Source organism: Algoriphagus sp. Y33, assembly GCF_014838715.1.
Lineage (GTDB): Bacteria > Bacteroidota > Bacteroidia > Cytophagales > Cyclobacteriaceae > Algoriphagus.
Genome location: NZ_CP061947.1, coordinates 649671 through 667121, shown reverse-complemented (window position 1 = coordinate 667121; position 17451 = coordinate 649671). Strand labels below are relative to the sequence as shown.

General features: G+C 37.7%; 19 protein-coding genes and 1 tRNA gene. 9 read left to right on the top strand and 11 right to left on the bottom strand.

Going from position 1 to position 17451, the window contains the following annotated elements:
* The first annotated feature begins 43 nt into the window (after positions 1-43).
* The 8 genes from mltG (at position 44) to rhuM (ending at position 7153) form a co-directional block, all read left to right on the top strand.
* Positions 44-1087, top strand: a complete 1044-nt coding sequence (gene mltG, locus ID165_RS02830; protein WP_192348882.1) for an endolytic transglycosylase MltG — start codon at positions 44-46, stop codon at positions 1085-1087.
* 2 nt (positions 1088-1089) lie between these two features.
* The gene (locus tag ID165_RS02825; RefSeq protein ID WP_192348881.1) at positions 1090-1506 is read left to right on the top strand and encodes a thioesterase family protein; all 417 of its coding nucleotides are present in this window, start codon (positions 1090-1092) and stop codon (positions 1504-1506) included.
* 4 nt (positions 1507-1510) lie between these two features.
* The gene (locus ID165_RS02820) at positions 1511-2491 is read left to right on the top strand and encodes a YihY/virulence factor BrkB family protein (RefSeq protein ID WP_192351247.1); all 981 of its coding nucleotides are present in this window, start codon (positions 1511-1513) and stop codon (positions 2489-2491) included.
* Between the two features lie 115 nt (positions 2492-2606).
* On the top strand, positions 2607-4454 hold the full coding sequence (locus ID165_RS02815; RefSeq protein WP_192348880.1) for a DUF885 family protein: 1848 nt from the start codon (positions 2607-2609) through the stop codon (positions 4452-4454).
* Between the two features lie 120 nt (positions 4455-4574).
* Positions 4575-4659: transfer RNA gene (locus ID165_RS02810), tRNA-Ser, on the top strand.
* 368 nt (positions 4660-5027) lie between these two features.
* Positions 5028-5639, top strand: a complete 612-nt coding sequence (locus ID165_RS26545; RefSeq protein WP_225586959.1) for a phage integrase SAM-like domain and Arm DNA-binding domain-containing protein — start codon at positions 5028-5030, stop codon at positions 5637-5639.
* Positions 5640-6242: a site-specific integrase gene (locus ID165_RS26540; RefSeq protein WP_225586958.1), complete on the top strand. Its 603-nt coding sequence runs from the start codon at positions 5640-5642 to the stop codon at positions 6240-6242.
* 68 nt (positions 6243-6310) lie between these two features.
* On the top strand, positions 6311-7153 hold the full coding sequence (rhuM, locus tag ID165_RS02800) for a virulence protein RhuM/Fic/DOC family protein (RefSeq protein ID WP_225586957.1): 843 nt from the start codon (positions 6311-6313) through the stop codon (positions 7151-7153).
* 547 nt (positions 7154-7700) lie between these two features.
* Here the strand turns inward: rhuM and ID165_RS02795 are convergent.
* The 5 genes from ID165_RS02795 to ID165_RS02775 form a co-directional block, all read right to left on the bottom strand.
* The gene (locus ID165_RS02795; RefSeq protein WP_192348879.1) at positions 7701-8153 is read right to left on the bottom strand and encodes a hypothetical protein; all 453 of its coding nucleotides are present in this window, start codon (positions 8151-8153) and stop codon (positions 7701-7703) included.
* A 20-nt stretch (positions 8154-8173) separates the two neighbouring features.
* Complete coding sequence (locus ID165_RS02790) at positions 8174-8911, bottom strand: SDR family oxidoreductase (RefSeq protein ID WP_192348878.1); 738 nt, start codon at positions 8909-8911, stop codon at positions 8174-8176.
* Complete coding sequence (locus tag ID165_RS02785) at positions 8908-9261, bottom strand: darcynin family protein (RefSeq protein ID WP_192348877.1); 354 nt, start codon at positions 9259-9261, stop codon at positions 8908-8910. Before ID165_RS02785 ends, ID165_RS02790 begins: the two co-directional genes overlap by 4 nt.
* A gap of 144 nt (positions 9262-9405) precedes the next feature.
* On the bottom strand, positions 9406-9981 hold the full coding sequence (locus tag ID165_RS02780) for a Crp/Fnr family transcriptional regulator (protein ID WP_192348876.1): 576 nt from the start codon (positions 9979-9981) through the stop codon (positions 9406-9408).
* 285 nt (positions 9982-10266) lie between these two features.
* A complete protein-coding gene (locus ID165_RS02775) occupies positions 10267-11151 on the bottom strand; it encodes a LysR family transcriptional regulator (RefSeq protein ID WP_192348875.1) in 885 nt (294 codons plus the stop codon).
* 82 nt (positions 11152-11233) lie between these two features.
* Here ID165_RS02775 and ID165_RS02770 point away from each other — a divergent pair, with 82 nt between their 5' ends.
* Positions 11234-11890 carry an FMN-dependent NADH-azoreductase gene (locus ID165_RS02770; RefSeq protein ID WP_192348874.1) on the top strand — a complete coding sequence of 219 codons (657 nt, stop codon included), beginning with the start codon at positions 11234-11236 and terminating at the stop codon, positions 11888-11890.
* 265 nt (positions 11891-12155) lie between these two features.
* Here the strand turns inward: ID165_RS02770 and ID165_RS02765 are convergent, their stop codons facing one another.
* The 6 genes from ID165_RS02765 to ID165_RS02740 form a co-directional block, all read right to left on the bottom strand.
* Positions 12156-12662, bottom strand: coding sequence for a cupin domain-containing protein (locus tag ID165_RS02765; RefSeq protein ID WP_192348873.1), 507 nt, complete (start codon positions 12660-12662; stop codon positions 12156-12158).
* Positions 12663-12745: 83 nt separating this feature from the next.
* Positions 12746-13321, bottom strand: a complete 576-nt coding sequence (locus tag ID165_RS02760; RefSeq protein WP_192348872.1) for a Crp/Fnr family transcriptional regulator — start codon at positions 13319-13321, stop codon at positions 12746-12748.
* A gap of 381 nt (positions 13322-13702) precedes the next feature.
* Positions 13703-14431 (bottom strand): LytR/AlgR family response regulator transcription factor, encoded by a 729-nt coding sequence (locus tag ID165_RS02755; RefSeq protein ID WP_370539729.1) that lies wholly within the window; start codon positions 14429-14431, stop codon positions 13703-13705.
* A 2-nt stretch (positions 14432-14433) separates the two neighbouring features.
* Positions 14434-15201, bottom strand: a complete 768-nt coding sequence (locus tag ID165_RS02750; protein ID WP_192348870.1) for a sensor histidine kinase — start codon at positions 15199-15201, stop codon at positions 14434-14436.
* Between the two features lie 280 nt (positions 15202-15481).
* Positions 15482-16699 carry an ABC transporter permease gene (locus ID165_RS02745; RefSeq protein ID WP_192348869.1) on the bottom strand — a complete coding sequence of 406 codons (1218 nt, stop codon included), beginning with the start codon at positions 16697-16699 and terminating at the stop codon, positions 15482-15484.
* A gap of 10 nt (positions 16700-16709) precedes the next feature.
* Entirely contained in the window at positions 16710-17450 is a 741-nt protein-coding gene (locus ID165_RS02740) for an ABC transporter ATP-binding protein (RefSeq protein ID WP_192348868.1), read from the bottom strand.
* Position 17451 lies beyond the last annotated feature (1 nt).

The window sequence follows — 17451 nt, the reverse complement described above, 5'->3', positions numbered from 1 at the left end:
GGACAAACTCCTACTTAGATTTTTCCCTATTTTTGGCATCAGTATGCAAAGTGATAAAAGAAAAAACGTCTATCTCGTCCTAGTCATTGCTTTTTCGGTGATGACTATCTCTCTGAGTTTCTATTTCTACCAGGTATTTTTCAGTCCAAATACACTGATGGAAACCGACCAAAACTATATGTTGAAAATCGGAAGCAATGATACCTACAAAACAGTTTCCAATAAACTCTACGAAGATAATGTCGTGAATGACTTGGTGAGTTTCGGTTTTCTTGCCAAAATCTTGGACTATCAGGAGAACGTAAAACCGGGGCTGTACACCATCGAACCCAAGATGACCAATCTCGAATTGGTGAAATTACTTCGTTCGGGAAAACAGACGCCAGTCCGGGTGACATTCAACAACGTAAGAACAAAACAGGATTTGGCAGAAAAAATCACCGCCAATATGGAGATATCAGAAGATCAGTTTCTGGCACTGATTCAGGATTCCGTCTATATCCGGAAATTTGATTTTGACGAAGAAACGATCATGAGCATGTTCGTTCCAAACACCTATGAACTGTGGTGGAATACGACAGCAGAGGCACTTTTTGACAGAATGTATAGGGAGTATAACAGTTTCTGGACGGATGCCAGAAAGGAGAAAGCAAATTTGCTTGGCTTATCCCCAAAAGAAGTGAGTACCTTGGCAAGTATTGTACAGGCCGAGAGCCAAAAAGCAGATGAGCGACCAAGAATCGCCGGTGTATACCTTAACAGACTACAATTGAATATGCCTTTGCAGGCGGATCCTACTCTGGTGTTTGCGTTGGGAGATTTTGAACTGAAAAGAGTACTGAACGTCCACAAAGAAACAGACAGTCCTTATAATACCTACAGGTATGCAGGCCTTCCACCGGGACCCATCAACCTTCCGGATATCAATTCCTTGGATGCCGTATTGAATGCAGAGGAGCATACTTACCTTTACTTCTGTGCGAAGGAGGATTTTTCGGGCTACCATGCTTTTGCCACCTCATTGGCCCAGCATAATGCGAATGCGAGAAGATATCAGGCTGCACTTAATGCCGCTAAGATTTATTGATTATGTACACCGCCGAAACCCAGTTAAGAGTCAGATACGCAGAGACTGATCAGATGAGTTATGTCTACTACGGAAACTATGCGATGTATTTCGAGGTAGCCAGAGTAGAAGCTATGCGTAGTGCAGGATTTTCGTACAGGGAAATGGAAGATGAAGGGATCATGATGCCGGTGCTGGAAAGCCACTTCCACTATATCAAACCCGGAAAATACGATGAGCTGCTCACTATCAAAACAACCATCCCTACCCTACCGGGTGCACGGATTCGATTTGAATATGAGGTATTTAATGAGCACAGAGAACTTATCACCGAAGGCTGGACAACACTTACTTTTCTCAAAAAAGACTCGCATAAGCCAACCAGACCTCCACATAATTTACTAGCTTTATTGAAAGGGTATTTTCAAGAAGTAGGATAAAGTGATCAAAACAAAAATCCTTAGGTTAGAAGTCAAGCTACTTTGGCAAGCTAGAAAGCTCAAGAAAATCCATTTAGGAGACCCGGACAAAAATCTTTTTGATGTCGGGAGGATTTTTTTGATTCAGCTGCAAAAGGACGACATTTTAGAACGTGCCGGTTCTATGGCTTTCAGCTATACGATAGCACTTTTCCCCATGATCTTATTTCTGCTGAATCTTATTCCATACTTGCAGGATATTTTCCCTTACATCACTACTCAAAACATTCTAAAATTCACCCAAGAAATCCTTCCCGAAGAAATCTATACCCAATCCGAAGGAACTATCATGGATATCGTATCCAAACCGAGGCAAAGTCTGCTTTCCCTGGGTTTTTTCTTCGCCTTATTTGCATCCACACAGGGGGTGGTGTCTATGATGAATTCTTTTAATTCAGTTTATCAAACGAAAGATAATAGAGGATTTCTCCAAAGCAGGGGTATAGCTGTCAGTATTGTGCTTATGCTTGCATTGACGGTAATTACCGCAAGTCTGGTAATGATTTTGGGAGGGATAATTATCCGAAGGCTTGACGAATTGCAAGTATTCAATTCAGGTTTTATGATATTCCTCTTTTCCACGCTTAAGTTCCTCATTCTACTGTTCATGTTTTATATCACCACAGCATTCATTTTTCGATTTGCACCGGCTGTACACGATAAATGGAAATTCTTCTCGGTGGGAGCAAAACTCGCCGGATTACTTATCACGCTTGGTTTCTATGGTTTCACTTTTTACCTGAACAATTTCGCAAGCTACAACAGACTCTATGGTTCAATAGGGACGTTGATTGCATTGATGCTTTGGCTACTGATCACATCTATCATCATCATTGTGTGCTTTGAGGTAAATGTGAGTTTGGACTTGGTTGAGGAAAGCAAAAAGCGAAAAAGACCGGAAATCGAGGAGTTGGTACGGGAAGAGAAAAAGAGTTTGGCAGGGTAAGGCAGGTTTGTCCACATCAAGACATCCAACTTAGCACCGCTACAAGAACTGATTTCCTACGACACGAACGATTTTTTTACTTAACTTTAAAAGAAACCTATACCTACCTAACTTTATGAAGATAAGTTTAAAACTACCCTACACTCTTTTGTTGCTATGTTTGATCTGTCTATACAGCTGCGCAGGCTCTGAAGAAGCAAAAGATTCCACAGCTGAAATAAACAGCTGGCTTGATCAGGAATACGAAGAATTACTTCAGATGAGCCCCCTTCAATTGACAACTCAAGGCCGAAAAGATCATTATTCTAAGATCGACGACATGAGTGAAAGCGGCGAAATGAAGATACTCGAATGGATGGAAGCCAGTGTGGCGGAAATGAAGGAAAAATTTGCTTTGGACGAAATTGACCATGAAGCGCAATTATCATGGAAGCTATGGGAATATCAGTATGAGCAGGCAAAATTGGAATACGAATTCAGAAATTCCGGGTATGCTTTCAACCAAATGACAGGCTCACACACTTCACTGCCAAACATATTGATCAATTATCACACCGTGGATTCCTTGGCAGATATGGAAGCCTTGATTTCACGTTACGCCGAATTGGGAAGAGCAATGGATCAACTAGTGGAAAGAGCAAAAATACAAGCAGCGGAAGGATATAAGCCGCCGAAGTTTGCTTATGACTATGTAATCAAACAAGCAGAAGCACTGATCCAAGGCCAGCCTTTTGACAATTCTGAAAAAGACTCTCCGCTGTGGAGTGATGCACTTTCGAAAATCAAAACACTGGAGAAAGACGGGAAGATCACGCCAGAAGAAGGTGATACCCTCAAGTCACAAGCCAAGGAATCACTCCAAACTTCTTTCAAACCTTCGTATGAAAAGTTGATTGCCTGGCTCAAGGAGGAATTACCAACTTTAGAGACGGCACCTACCGGCCTTAGCCGTCATAAGGATGGCGATAAGTATTATACTTTCAGGCTGCAAAGTGCCACCACCACGGATTTATCGGCTGATGAAATCCACGAAATCGGACTTAGGGAAGTAGAAAGAATACAAAAAGAAATGCTGGCCATAAAAGAGCAAGTAGGCTTTGATGGAGATTTAAAGGAGTTCTTCAAATTCGTCAATAGTGATCCTCAATTCTTTTTTCCTAATACAGATGAGGGAAGACAGGCCTACTTAGATCAGTCTACTGCTTTCTTAGACACAATGAATACGAAGACTCCTGAATATTTCGGGTTATTACCCAAGGCTAAACTCGATGTCAAACGTGTGGAAGCCTTTCGGGAACAAGATGGTGCCCCGCAGCATTACTCCCAAGGAACGCCTGACGGAAGCCGAAACGGCACGTATTACGTACACCTATCAGACATGTCGGCAATGCCCAAATCCACTATGGAAGGAGTAGCTTACCATGAAGGAATCCCCGGGCACCATATGCAGATCTCCATACAACAGGAACTCAAGAACATCCCTAAATTCAGGACCCAACTTTTCTTCAATGCCTATGTAGAAGGCTGGGCTTTATACTCTGAAGCATTGGCCAAGGAAATGGGAGGATACAAGAATCCCTATTATGATTTCGGGAGATTGGTCAATGAGATATGGAGGGCAATCCGCTTAGTTACTGATACCGGGCTTCATTCCAAAGGATGGACAGAGGCTGATGCCATCTCCTATTTTGAAAAAAATTCTTCCATTTCGGCTGGAGCGATTCAATCTGAGGTAAGACGATATCTGGTGATGCCGGGACAGGCGACGGGATATAAGATCGGGATGCTAAAGATCCAGGAGTTGCGGGCTAAAGCAGAAAGGGACTTAGGCGACAAGTTTGATTTAAAGGCTTTTCATGACTTAATACTAGGACAAGGAGCTCTTCCTTTGAACCTATTGGAGGAAGAAGTTAACCGCTGGATAAGAAAAACAACAGGAAGCGGGCAATCTAAAACAGAATAATTTAAAATTAATCTCAAAACAATCAGAACGTTAGCATAAAAAGGTCAAAACCATTTTGCAAAAGTTCACATTTATCCTACTTTTGCAATCCTAATCGGGCACAAAACCTGATGGCGACCTAGAGGAATGGCAGAGCGGTCGAATGCGGCGGTCTTGAAAACCGTTGTACCGTGAGGTACCGGGGGTTCGAATCCCTCTTCCTCTGCTGAGTACCTTGTTGAACAAGTCAACAAGCTTCTTGAAAAAAGATTTATAAAGTCACTTCAAGAAAGAATAAAAATACAAAACACTGAAAATCAGTATATTAAAAATCAGTTTTTCGCTTTATTCAACTCAACAGATTCAAAAAAAGCCTGTAAAGAAATTCTTTACAGGCTTTTTTTATGGTCAAAAACCCATAAAATCTTCATAATTGCCTGTAATTCCAGTGCGTCATTCGTGTAGTCCTCTACCTGAAAAAAAAAGACGCACTGGGAATGTCATATTATTTAGATTATCAACATGTTAAACAAGTAAACATTTTGTGATTTAGAGCTTGTATTCCGAATTTTATTCAACCTAACTAATCAAATCATGTTAGAAAAAAGCTCCGGATTGCTCTTCTTTTTGAAACAGTCCAAAAAATCAACAAAAAAAGAGAGGTATGTATACCTCAGAATCACCGTCGATGGGATTTCTAAAGAAATTTCCACAAAGAGACTTTGGCCCCCTTCAAGGTGGAACGCTTCAGCCGGAAGAGCCGAAGGAAACAAAGAGGACAGCAGGATATTAAACTCATTCCTGGATACACTTTCCTATAAAGCACTTCAAGCCAAAAAGCAACTGATTGAATCAGATAGAGAAGTCACCTCAGAAGCTTTGAAGAATGTCCTTCTTGGAATCGGTGAGAAGAAAAAAATGATACTTGAGATTTTCAAAGAGCACAATGAACAGGTGGAAGCGTTGCTGGGAAAAGAATTTGCTCCTGGCACTTTGCAGCGTTACAAAACCTCATTGGATCATACCCGCTCATTTATCCAATGGAAATATGGATCAGATGACATGGACATCCAACTTCTGGATTATGAATTTATTTCAGGGTATTCCTTTTGGCTAAGGTCGGTTCAGAACTGCAGTCACAATACCACTGTGAAATACCTTTCCAATTTTAAAAAGATTGTACTGATCTGCATAAAAAACGGATAGTTGATCAGAAATCCGTTTGTACAGTTCAAGATGGTGAAAAAGGAAGTCAATCGGGACTTTCTATCATGGATTGAAATCCAAAAGATATCTGAAAAACAATTCGCAACGGAACGGCTAAACCATGTCAGGGATATTTTTCTGTTCAGTTGCTATACTGGCCTTGCCTACATTGATGTGAAAAACCTTAGAAAAAATCAAATAGCAACAGGTATTGACGGAGAACAATGGATATATACTCAGAGGCAAAAAACAGATTCTCCTACCCGTTTGCCCTTATTGCCAAAAGCATTACAGTTGATTGAAAAGTACCAAAACCATCCACAATGCCAGGATGGCACTCATTTACTTCCTGTATTGAGCAACCAAAAGATGAATTCCTATCTGAAAGAGATTGCGGATGTATGTGAGATAAATAAACCACTCACCTTTCATATTGCCCGGCACACCTTTGCTACAACCATAACCTTGGCCAATGGAGTCCCTATTGAAACCGTATCAAAAATGCTGGGGCACAAATCCCTCAAGCAGACGCAGCATTATGCCAAAATCCTGGATACTAGGATAAGCTTTGACATGAAGGCACTAAAGGAAAAGCTACAATGAATCCAGACTGCCTCTTTTTTAATGAAGAGCCAGAAACTCAAAAATGAATCTTAAATTGAACAGTAACAATGAATAATAAAATCGAAATATACCAAGGAGAAAATGGCCAAACTCAAATTGAGGTAAAGTTTGAGCAGGAAACAGTATGGCTAAATCAAAAGCAAATGGCTGAGCTTTTTGGTAAGGACGTAAGAACAATAAATGAACATATCAAAACAATTTATAATAGTCATGAATTAGAAAAGGAACCAACTATCCGGAAATTCCGGATAGTTCAACTGGAGGGTAAAAGGAAAATTGAACGAAATATCGATCACTTTAATCTCGACATGATCATATCAGTTGGCTATAGAGTAAATTCAAAAAATGGTATAAAATTTCGTCAATGGGCAACCCAACGACTCAAAGATTTCCTTGTTCAGGGCTATGCTATCAATGAGACAAGGCTTTCTCAGAAACAACAAGAAGTCCAGACCCTTAAAGACGGAATCCGGATCTTAAGCCGGGCAATTGAGCAAAAGGCCCTGGATCAGAATTTGGAATGGCTTAACCACTTTGCCAAAGGTCTTGAGTTGCTCGATGATTATGATCATGAGAACCTTGATAAAAAAGGGTTAACTAAAAGACCAGCAAACTATCCAGAGATAGCAGAATACAAAGAAGTAATTCAATCGATGAAATCAGATTTTGAGTCAAGTGTGTTTGGAAAGGAAAAAGATGAAAGCTTTGAAAGTGCGATTGCACAAATCAGTAAAGGATTTGGTGACGAGGATTTCTACTCAACCCTGGAAGAAAAAGCCGCTACGCTCCTATACCTGATCGTCAAAAATCACGGATTCGTAGATGGCAACAAACGGATTGCAGCCGCTTGCTTCCTTCTCTTTTTGCAGTCAAATATGCTATTGGCATAATGAGGAAGGTGTTTCGATAATCAGCAATGATGCTCTTGCCAGCTTGACTCTTTTTATTGCTTCAAGTAAACCGGAAGAAATGGAAACGGTGAAGAAATTGGTGATCAGTGTTTTGAATAGAAATATTTAGGAAGAACTATCAAGGTTTACTTCAAAAATATAAGCTCTAACTAACTGAGTTCTTAAGCTCTCGGTTAATTTCAAAGTACAGTGTTAAAGCCATCTTCACCACTGTAGTCTATAAAGCTAATTCAACCACTTATGCCCACCTTAAGAACTTCTTTTTATTCCGTTAATTGGTCATAGTTAGGAAAAGTATGTATGACAACAGTACAAAACCATAAATCTAGGTCGATATATCAATATTTCCTTTAAATACAGATACTATAATTTGTTGTTTGAATTAGCCCTCATAATATATAATGGAAAAGCGGCCTATAGCCCCTATCATATCCACTTTTGTTTTTCATACTTCAACGATAAAAAATCTAATTCAAAAGTATTTAAACTGAATTTTAGCTAGTAAATTCTAATTGTATGCATTTTATCATTTACTAATTGCTGACAAATAAGTCCAACAGATGAAAACGCCTTGCAATGGGATTCTAAACCACAAGTAAGATAAACCGTTTCCATCAAAAGTTCCTGTTTGATAGTCGATATGATTTAGGGCTGCATAAATATTTGACGGAAGGATGAGGATGAAAAATGCGATTAACAACCATGCTGTTACCACTCTAAATTTGGGAATTAAAAGACCTATAGCGGCAAAAATTTCAAGAATACCTGTCCCATAGGTAATTAGCGTTTTGTATGGAACAAAATCGGGTAGCATCATAGACATCCCTTTGGTAAATACAAAGTGCGCCACTGCCGTGAATACAAGCATTGCAGACATGGCAATTCTCCCGGACAATGCAAATTCAAATCTCCCGCGTACAACTCTGGTTGTCAAAAGGGAAACAGCAAATACAGCAAGTAAAACAAGTAAAGGTTTCATTTCATTAGGTTAATTTATAGCTAAAGACCGTTTTTCATGATCTTGTCTGAGAGTTTTGGGGAAATTCTATGAATAAAATTCAACAACTTAGTTTTACCTATATAGCTTTCAGTTTTGTTCTTTTTAAAATCCCTGAAAAACTCGTCAGTCAGCTGTTCGGCAGAAATTTTGGATTTACCCCTTCCTTCAGTCATAGGGGTATCAATCAGAGAAGGGACGATTTCAAAAACTTTTGTATCGGTAGTTTCCAACTGATAGCGAAGTGTCTTGGTAAAACTATGAATGGCAGATTTACTGGCACAATACACCGATGCGGATGCTTTTGGGGCAATAAAAAGTCCACTGCTGACATTGACTATGGCACTATTCTGGTTTTTAAGAAGTAAAGGCAGTAAAAACCCGGTAAGTTTAATAGGCACTGTTATATTTGTGGATATTTCATAATCAATTTTATACGAAAGATCTGGTTCATCTACAAAGCTGTAGTTGTATTGGATGCCGGCATTGTTGATTAGGATATTGAGGTCGGGGTGTTCTTGTTCCATCAATAATACAAGTTCATCCAGTGAGCTTTTGTGGGTCAAATCGCCAACGTAGCAATGGATTCCCGGGAGTTCCTCCTTTATTTGTTTTAATTTTTCTTCGTTACGGCCAGTGATAATGACTTTGTTATCAAGTTTCAAAAAACGTTTGGCAAGGGCCAGACCAATTCCTGATGAGCCTCCTGTAATTAAGATGGTGTTACCTGTGACTCTCATAGGGCATCTCTTTTAAATTGCTCGTTGAAATCTTCAAACAAGTTCTCCTGCCCTATAATGATGTCCTTAATTTCAAAATAAGGTATGCTGTAGACTTTAGTATCACGAAGCAATTCTATAAACAATTTATAACCTTCCAATTCTGTGGCATTTAGAATCAAAAAGTCCGAAATGGATGCATGAAAATATTCACTGTCAAAAAATCTCACAGATACGTTCTTACTGACTCTATCGAAAATAGGCACCAGCTCTTTTTCGACAAACTCACTCCTTTGATCTCTGGTTAGGGCAAGCCAATGGGGCTTAGCATTCAATAATACCAAAACGGTATAGGGTTTCTGGATTTCCATAGCAAATAGTTTGGTTCGGGATGGGGTGTTTTTGAAAAGACCATGAATAGCCAAGTTCAACTTTTTCAGTTTGCCTTATCACTACTACTTGGAGCAAATTTGTAGAAGTCAAAAACCAATTGCATTTACATAGGTTGATAAATGCTACTTACCAGAAATTTTTCTCCTAATTCGGCTAAGTTGAGTGGGCGTAATGCCCAGGTAAGAAGCGATATGATACTGAGGAATGAGTTGTTCCAGCTGTGGGAAGTCTTTTTGGAATAGCTGATATCTCTTTTCAGCATCTAGTAATACGATTTCAATTTCCCGTTGCTCTTTCTGTACAAAAAATTGTTCTGCCAATCGTCTGGCACCTCTTTCAAGATCGGGACAGCTTTCATACAGGTTTTGTACTTCTGCAAAATTTGCGACCTGTATGTTACAGTCCACTAATGCCTGTTGAATTATTTGGTTGGGCGATCCAGTTATAAGTGAAGCATAGCCACCAATAAAACAGGGATTGATAAAAAAATGCTTATTGTATTCCACAGCTTCTTTGTTTCTGTAGAATGCCCGGATAATGCCCTCTTCTAAAAACCCAATTTCTGTGGCTACTTTTCCTTCAGTAATAAAGAAGTTTCCTTTTTTCAGCATTTTTGGTCGGAACAAACCGGAAAATTTCTCCAAGCTCTCAGTTGAAACAGGAGTTAATCGTTTAAAGAAAGTAATCAAATCGGTCATTGTCCCTAATTTCTCCAGTTATGATTTTGGCCAATTAGCATACCTAGCAAGGATGAACTTCCCTATTATGGTCTGCTGAAATCGAAGATATTAAAAAATATCAGAGGGTGAAATCTGAAACATTCATGAACATCCTTGGATGTAACCGCTTCTTGAATCCACCTCAGGTTCCCTTTAAGTAGAACCTACCTAAAAACAGCTTATCATAATTTAAACAGAGGTATATGAAAGATGTACTTGATTGGGTGAATACGCTCAGAATAAATACTACCTTGCTTCCAAGCACTAGCCTTTATCTTTTTTCAACTGATCCATAAAAAGATTGATTTCCTTCAGATTACTATTCTTCAACTTAAATGAATAATAGAGTTTCTGCTCTATTCTATTAGAAGACTTAATTGGTGTTTTAATCAATTTTTGACTCAATCCTTTTACACACAAATGTTTAGGCACCACGCTAAATCCACTATTAATACTTAAAACTTCTAATATATCCATATAAGAGGGTAGTATAAATCTAGGAACAATTTTAGGACTAGTACTGAATTGTGACTCCCAATACTTTTTTATTTCATTTTGGTTGTTGTCATAGGTAAACCATGTTTGCTTTTGTAGCCATTTGATTAATTCCAAATCATCTTGTCCCTGATTTTTTGGAAGCGGAATACCTTGAGAACAGACTAACTCTAACTCCTCATTCTTTATAAATTTGAATTGATGGTCATAAATATCATACTTTTTAACCCCAACCAATAATTGAATCTTATCCATTTCAAGGGCTTCAATCAATTCTCTTTCATTTCCAAAATGAGTTACTATATACATATCAAAAGAGTAAATTTCATTAATCAATTCTTCCTTAAAAAAGTCTGTTGTACAACCAATTGTTATTGCAGCGCGTTCTTTTTTTGCTCTTTGACCCGAGTAATACTCTACTTTCTCTAATTCATGTAAAGGATTATTTATTTGTGAATACAAAAAATCTCCATACTCTGTAGGAACTAATTTCCGAGTAGTTCTATCAAACAGCTTTTTCCCGATATGGCTTTCTAGGGCAGCCAAATGTTTACTAACCCCAGGCTGGGTCATGTTCAACTTTTTTGAAGCCTCCGTTAAGTTATTACACTCGTATATGGAAATAAATGTCCTTAGCCACTCTAGATTAATCATAACAATAATTATAAATACTCAAACAATATTAATAAAATTTATTAATTAATTGGCTCTACCTTTGAAAAAAAAGTAGAAGAAAATGACAAAAACACTAGTAATTAGTTACACACCGAGAAAAGGCTCATACACTAAAATCTTACTCGATGAATTTGTGAAACTGGCAAAAGGTAAAACAGAAATAACACATTTGGATTTAGCTGATACTCCACCTCAACTGTTGTTAAAGCAAAATTTAAACTTGATCATGGATTGGAACTTGGGTAAAAGAGACTTTTCGGAAAGTGAAAGGGCACTCCTAGCTAATCACAATAAACTTATCGAAGAAGTTTTAGAAGTTGATAACATTGTTGTGGCTTTCCCTATCTACAACTTCACAATGCCAGCAGCAGTCAAAGCCTGGATTGATGCCATTGTTGTTAGCGATAAAACTTTCTCATTCAGCCCTGAGACTGGATTTAATGGGCTTTGTAATGATAAAAAAGCTCTATCGATAGTCGTTGGTGGATTCGATTATAACAACTCAACTAAGATCAAGGAATTTGCTACTGCTACCTTAAAGCAAAATTTTGATTTTATAGGTGTATCCTCAGAACAGATTTCTGCTTTTGGGGTTGACCAAAACAGAGAGCAGATAAATTCAATACTTGACAAAGCAAAACTTGAAATAAAATCCTTGATTGAAAGATGGTTTCCAAATTCCCCCTACTATAATCATAGGTGTATAGTCAAATTGTAAACCGCAGTCAGCTAAAAAAACAGTGTGAAGAAAGAAAATAAATCGCTCATCATTTTTCTTTCTTCACTTAATTAAAGTAAAGGCAATAGTAACTCCAATTTAAAAACTCATTTTCATTGATTGGATTTTCTAACCAATTGTTCGCACAAGCTACGCTAAACGGATGGCCTTCGAAGCGATTATGTGTCTGAAGTCACATCCCATTTAAAAAGACTAAAACATGTTAACCCTACTGTTTTAAACCACTTTATCAAAAACTGTTAAATTATATTCTTGTTGGGATCATGTTAAATGGGTCGACAGGAAAACTATCATACTTATTATATAATTTGAGGTACTTATCCGCATCAATTGGTACTTCACTGAGTGTCTCATGTAAACCACTGAAGAAACCTTCTCTATTAGATGAAGGATTAAATATCAGTAGGAGTTTTATCACTTCATTGGTGTCATTTCTGAATCCATGAGGCGAAAACCTTGGAGCAAAAGCAACGGCCCCTTCTTCTGCCTGGAAATCTTTTTCGATTGTTTCAAATGTTAACGTCCCCTTTGTAACAATAAAAGTTTCATCCATATACCTATGATAATGCAATTTTGCTCCAATAGACATAGGTGCTAATACAATTTCATAAACCCCTAATTGGTCATTTGAATGTTCACTGGTTAGCTTAAAAGTGAAAGAGTTGTTTCCAATTTCATAGCGCTCACCTTGATTAGGTGAAATAAGGAGGGTCTTATTCTCCAATTTGTCGTTAAAGAAATCTGTTTTCATACTGCTTTTTTTAGAATCTGTTTTATTGAGAAACAAAGATTCTGAATAGTAAGCAGCTAAACATTTACATAGGTTGATAAATGCTATTTACCGGATCTTTTTTTTCTGATGCGGCTTAATTGCGTTGGTGTAATGGCTAAATAAGAAGCTATATGGTATTGAGGGATTTGTTGTTCCAGTTGTGGAAAGGCTTGTTGAAATATTTCATAGCGCTTATCAGCATCCAACAATACAATTTCAATTTCTCTCTGTTCTTTCTGCACAAAAAATTGTTCTGCTAAAATTCTTGCAGCCCTTTCAATGTCAGGGTAGCTTTCGTAGAGTTTTTGTATGTCAGCAAATTTTGCAATCTGTATAGTACAGTCTGTAATTGCCTGTTGAAATATTTGGTTGGGATTTTGGGTGATGAGAGAGGTATAGCCCCCAATAAAGCATGGGTTAATAAAAAAATGTTTGTTGTATTCAATCGCTTTTTCGTTTCTGTAAAAGGCCCGGATAATGCCACTTTCTAAAAAACCAATGTCTTTAGCAATTTGACCGTCAGAAATGAAATTGTCTCCTTTTTTCAAGAATTTAGGAGTAAACAATGCGGAAAATTTATCCCAACTTTCCGGTGAAACAGGTGTAAGCTTATTGAAAAATGTTTTTAAGTCAGTCACCCTCTTTATTTTTGAGTACTACCACTGTTAGCCTGGCCACTTACTGATTTTTATAAGTGCAGCATTGGATTCAATGCACTTGACATTCTGTTTGCAAGATAAATAATCAAAAATTAAAAGTGCTCAGGTTAATCCACAAACCGCTATTGCTCAAATGATCATGTCAATCCCTGAAAAAATACAAGTCAACGCTTCATTATCAATAATATTTACTCCGGTGAAATCTAAAATTGTACGCTGGTTGCCTTTATTAGATCCTACAAATAAATACTGAATTTAACAAAAAAGATACCCTGAATAGGGAAACCCCATTTACAGAAATCCTAAAGTTATTTGAAAATATAATCTAAAAAGGTTTTTAAATATGTTTCAGTAAGGGGATCAAAACGAATTACCCTCTAAAAACTGATCAAACTTTTCCCGGTATTGAGGGGCAATGGTTATCCTCTGGCTTCCAAAAATAATTTGATGACGTTCGACTTCTTGAATCATTTGGAGATTAACAATAAAAGATCGATGGACTCGCATAAACATATTAGCAGGTAGTTCTTCCTCCAGTCTTTTCAACGAAATCAAAGTAATGATTGGCAATACTTTATCAGTAAGATATATCTTTACATAATCCTTCATTCCTTCGAAATACAGAATTTCATTCAGAAAAACCCGAACATGTTTATAGTCTGATTTGACAAAAAGTGATAATTCTTTGGATACAAGAGGTTTTGATTCTTCTTCAGCAGTTTTTTCCATTTTATAGATTAAGTCCCTTGCTTTGGTAACGGCATTCAAAAACTCAGAATAATTAAAAGGTTTTAGGAGATAATCAACTGCATTAACTTTGTAGCCTTCCAAAGCATATTGCTCAAAAGCAGTAGTAAACACAATCCAAATATTTTCCGGCAGAGTTTTGGATAGATCTATCCCTGTCAATTCCGGCATTTGGATATCCAAAAACAAGATATCTACCTTCGGATCACTATGCAGAAAGTCAATAACCTCAAAAGCATTTTTACAGGCCTTCTTTAGATTTAGAAAGCCTGTTTTCCTCACATAAGACTCTAACAGATTTAGAGCCACAGGTTCGTCATCTACTATCAAACAATTGATCATTCTCATTGCTCCAAATCCCTTCTCAACATTAACCTGACTACAAACTGGTCATTTTCAACTCCACTAAAGTAGGTAAAATGATTTCCATATAATAGGAAAAGCCGCTTTCTTAGATTCTCAATCCCGATTCCTGATCCACTCAAATCCTGTTGGTTTTTCGCAAAATTGGAGTTTTTTGCTTCAAAAAGAATGTGACCGTAGTCGATTTTTAGATCAAAAAAAATATTAGATTCAGCTTTAGCACTTACTCCATGTTTAAATGCATTTTCAACAATGGAAATAAACAATAATGGAGGCAATTTAATGTCCGGAATATTTGAAGGGAATTTGACTTGAACCTTCACATTATCCTGTAGCCTAATCTCCATTAATTCAATATATTTTTCAAGAAAGTCAATTTCACCTTTCAGTGAGACAAATTCCTTTTCACTACTTCTTAATAAATAGCGCATCAGCTTACTCAAAGAATGTAAAGATTCTTTTGCTTTATCGGGATCCAAATCCACCAAGGAATAAATATTATTCAGGGAATTAAAAAAAAAATGTGGTTGCAATTGGTATTTAAGGTAATTCAAATCCGATTGAAGTTTGGTATTCACAGTCTCCTTTTCCAAAAGCCTAACTCGGGCAACTTCCCTGGAGGAAAGTATTCCTATGGCAAAAACTACTGGTACAATATTGATTAGAAAATCAATCAGTTTGACAAACTCCATAGGAGGGGCTTCTTTCGGAATGCTATCTACTGCTCTTTCAGAAAAAAACAAAGGCATTAAAACATCGAACTTTATAACAACGATTAAACCCACTAAAAGCAAATTGACTACCCAAAACTTGATTTTATAACCCTTGAAAAGCCATTGATAGACTAGTTTGAGATAATTTGTGTAAAACAATCCAGCTAAAACCAGTAACTGTAAATGGTACCAAGGGTTGATAAATAAATCTCTCCAACTCCAACCAGAATTTGAAAAAAAAACTGAAGGTAATGCAAAAAGGACTATCCAAATCAGGACATGGGTAGTTAATTCGGATCTAACTGGCCTCAAATTTTTACTCATATCTCAAGGAAACAATCGGGTCGGAAGCTGCAGCCTTTCTGGCAGGGTACCAACCAAAAAATACTCCAGTTACCGTACAAACTACAAAAGAAATTATCAAGGAAAAACTACTGATTTCTATCGGCCATCCTAAAGCATTACCAACAATTGTTGAAGCTGAAATTCCAAATAGAACCCCAATCAATCCTCCTCCTACACTGATTAAAACTGATTCAATCAAAAATTGAAGGAGGATAAAGCGACTTTTGGCACCTATTGCCATTCTAAGTCCAATTTCTTTGGTTCTTTCTTTAACTGATACATACATGATATTCATAATTCCGATTCCTCCTACCAATAAAGAAATTCCTGCGATGGCTACCAATAAAACCGTTAACATTTCACTTGTGGAACTGAAAGTATTCAACATTTCCTGTTGGGAGCTTACACTAAAGTCATTATCCTCAGTAACTGGGATTTTGTGGGCTTTTTCCAAAATACCAGTAATTTCATTTACAGCTTCATCAGCATCCTGCTCGCTGATGGAGCTGGCCACAATGGATTGAAGATAATCCTGAGCCAATATTCTTTTCTGAACGGTAGTGTAAGGAGCAAGAATAACATCATCCTGATCTTGTCCAAAAGTATTCTCTCCTTTCTCTTTCAACACACCAATTATCCGAAATGGGATACTTTTAAATCGAATCATTTTCCCGATTGGATCTTCTCCATTTGGAAACAATTCTTCTTGAATAGTCTTACCTATTAAGGCAACTTTTGCTGATGACCTTACATCATCATCCGTAAACATTCCTCCATCCTCCAATTCCCAGTCCCTGATAGGTAGATATTCAGGAGAAACGCCATAGATCGTAGTTGGCCAATTGTTTGCACCTGCAATGGCCTGGCCTGATCCATTTACCAAGGGTGAAACATGTTTCACTTTTTCTGCATTTTCGGAAATAGCTTTTGCATCACTTAGTTTCAGGGATTGCATTTCGGATTGGTCCATAACACCTCCAAACATTTGAGAACCGGGTCTGATGTTGATCATATTCGCTCCCATCGATGAAATACTTTCCTGGATACTTTTTTTAGATCCTTCTCCGATTGCCAACATGGCAATCACCGAAGCCACACCGATAATAATCCCCAGCATGGTCAAAAGAGTTCTTGTTTTGTTTAGCAAAACTGCCCTCCAGGCCACTTTCAACAAATTAGTTAAGCTCATACTATTTTATTTAATTCTCTACAGGAAGTAATTTTAACTCTTTAGAGGCAAACAATCTATTTAGGACTGCTTCATCTCTAATGATATTTCCATCCTTTAAAAGGATGGTCCTTTTGCTAAATCTTGCTATATCATTTTCATGAGTCACAAAGCCTATTGTAATCCCTTTTTCATTGAGGGATTGAAAAAGCTCCATCACCTCATAGGAAGTCCTGGTATCCAAATTCCCTGTAGCCTCATCGGCCAAAAGAATCACTGGCTGATTTACCAACGATCTTGCAATTGCAACCCGCTGTTGTTGTCCTCCTGACAATTGACTGGGGATATGATCCATTCTTGACTCCAACCCTACCAACCTTAAAGCTTCAATTGCCCTTTCTTTTCTTTCCTTTGATGAAACTTTCGGATTATAAATAAGAGGCAGTTCCACATTTTCCAATGCAGAAGTTCTTGCCAATAAATTGTAAGACTGAAATACAAAACCAATTTTCGTATTTCTGATATCAGCCAACTGGTCTTTGGATAAATCCTTAACCTGACTTCCATCCAATTCATAAGTACCGGAAGACGGCTGATCCAAGCAGCCCAAAATATTCAAAAGGGTTGATTTTCCTGATCCACTGGTCCCCATTATTGTCACAAACTCGCCTTTTTTGATTTCCAAACTGACACCCTTTAAAGCTCTGACAACCTCCTCCCCCATTTTAAACTCTCGCTTGAGATCTTTGATTTTTATAATTACATCATTCATG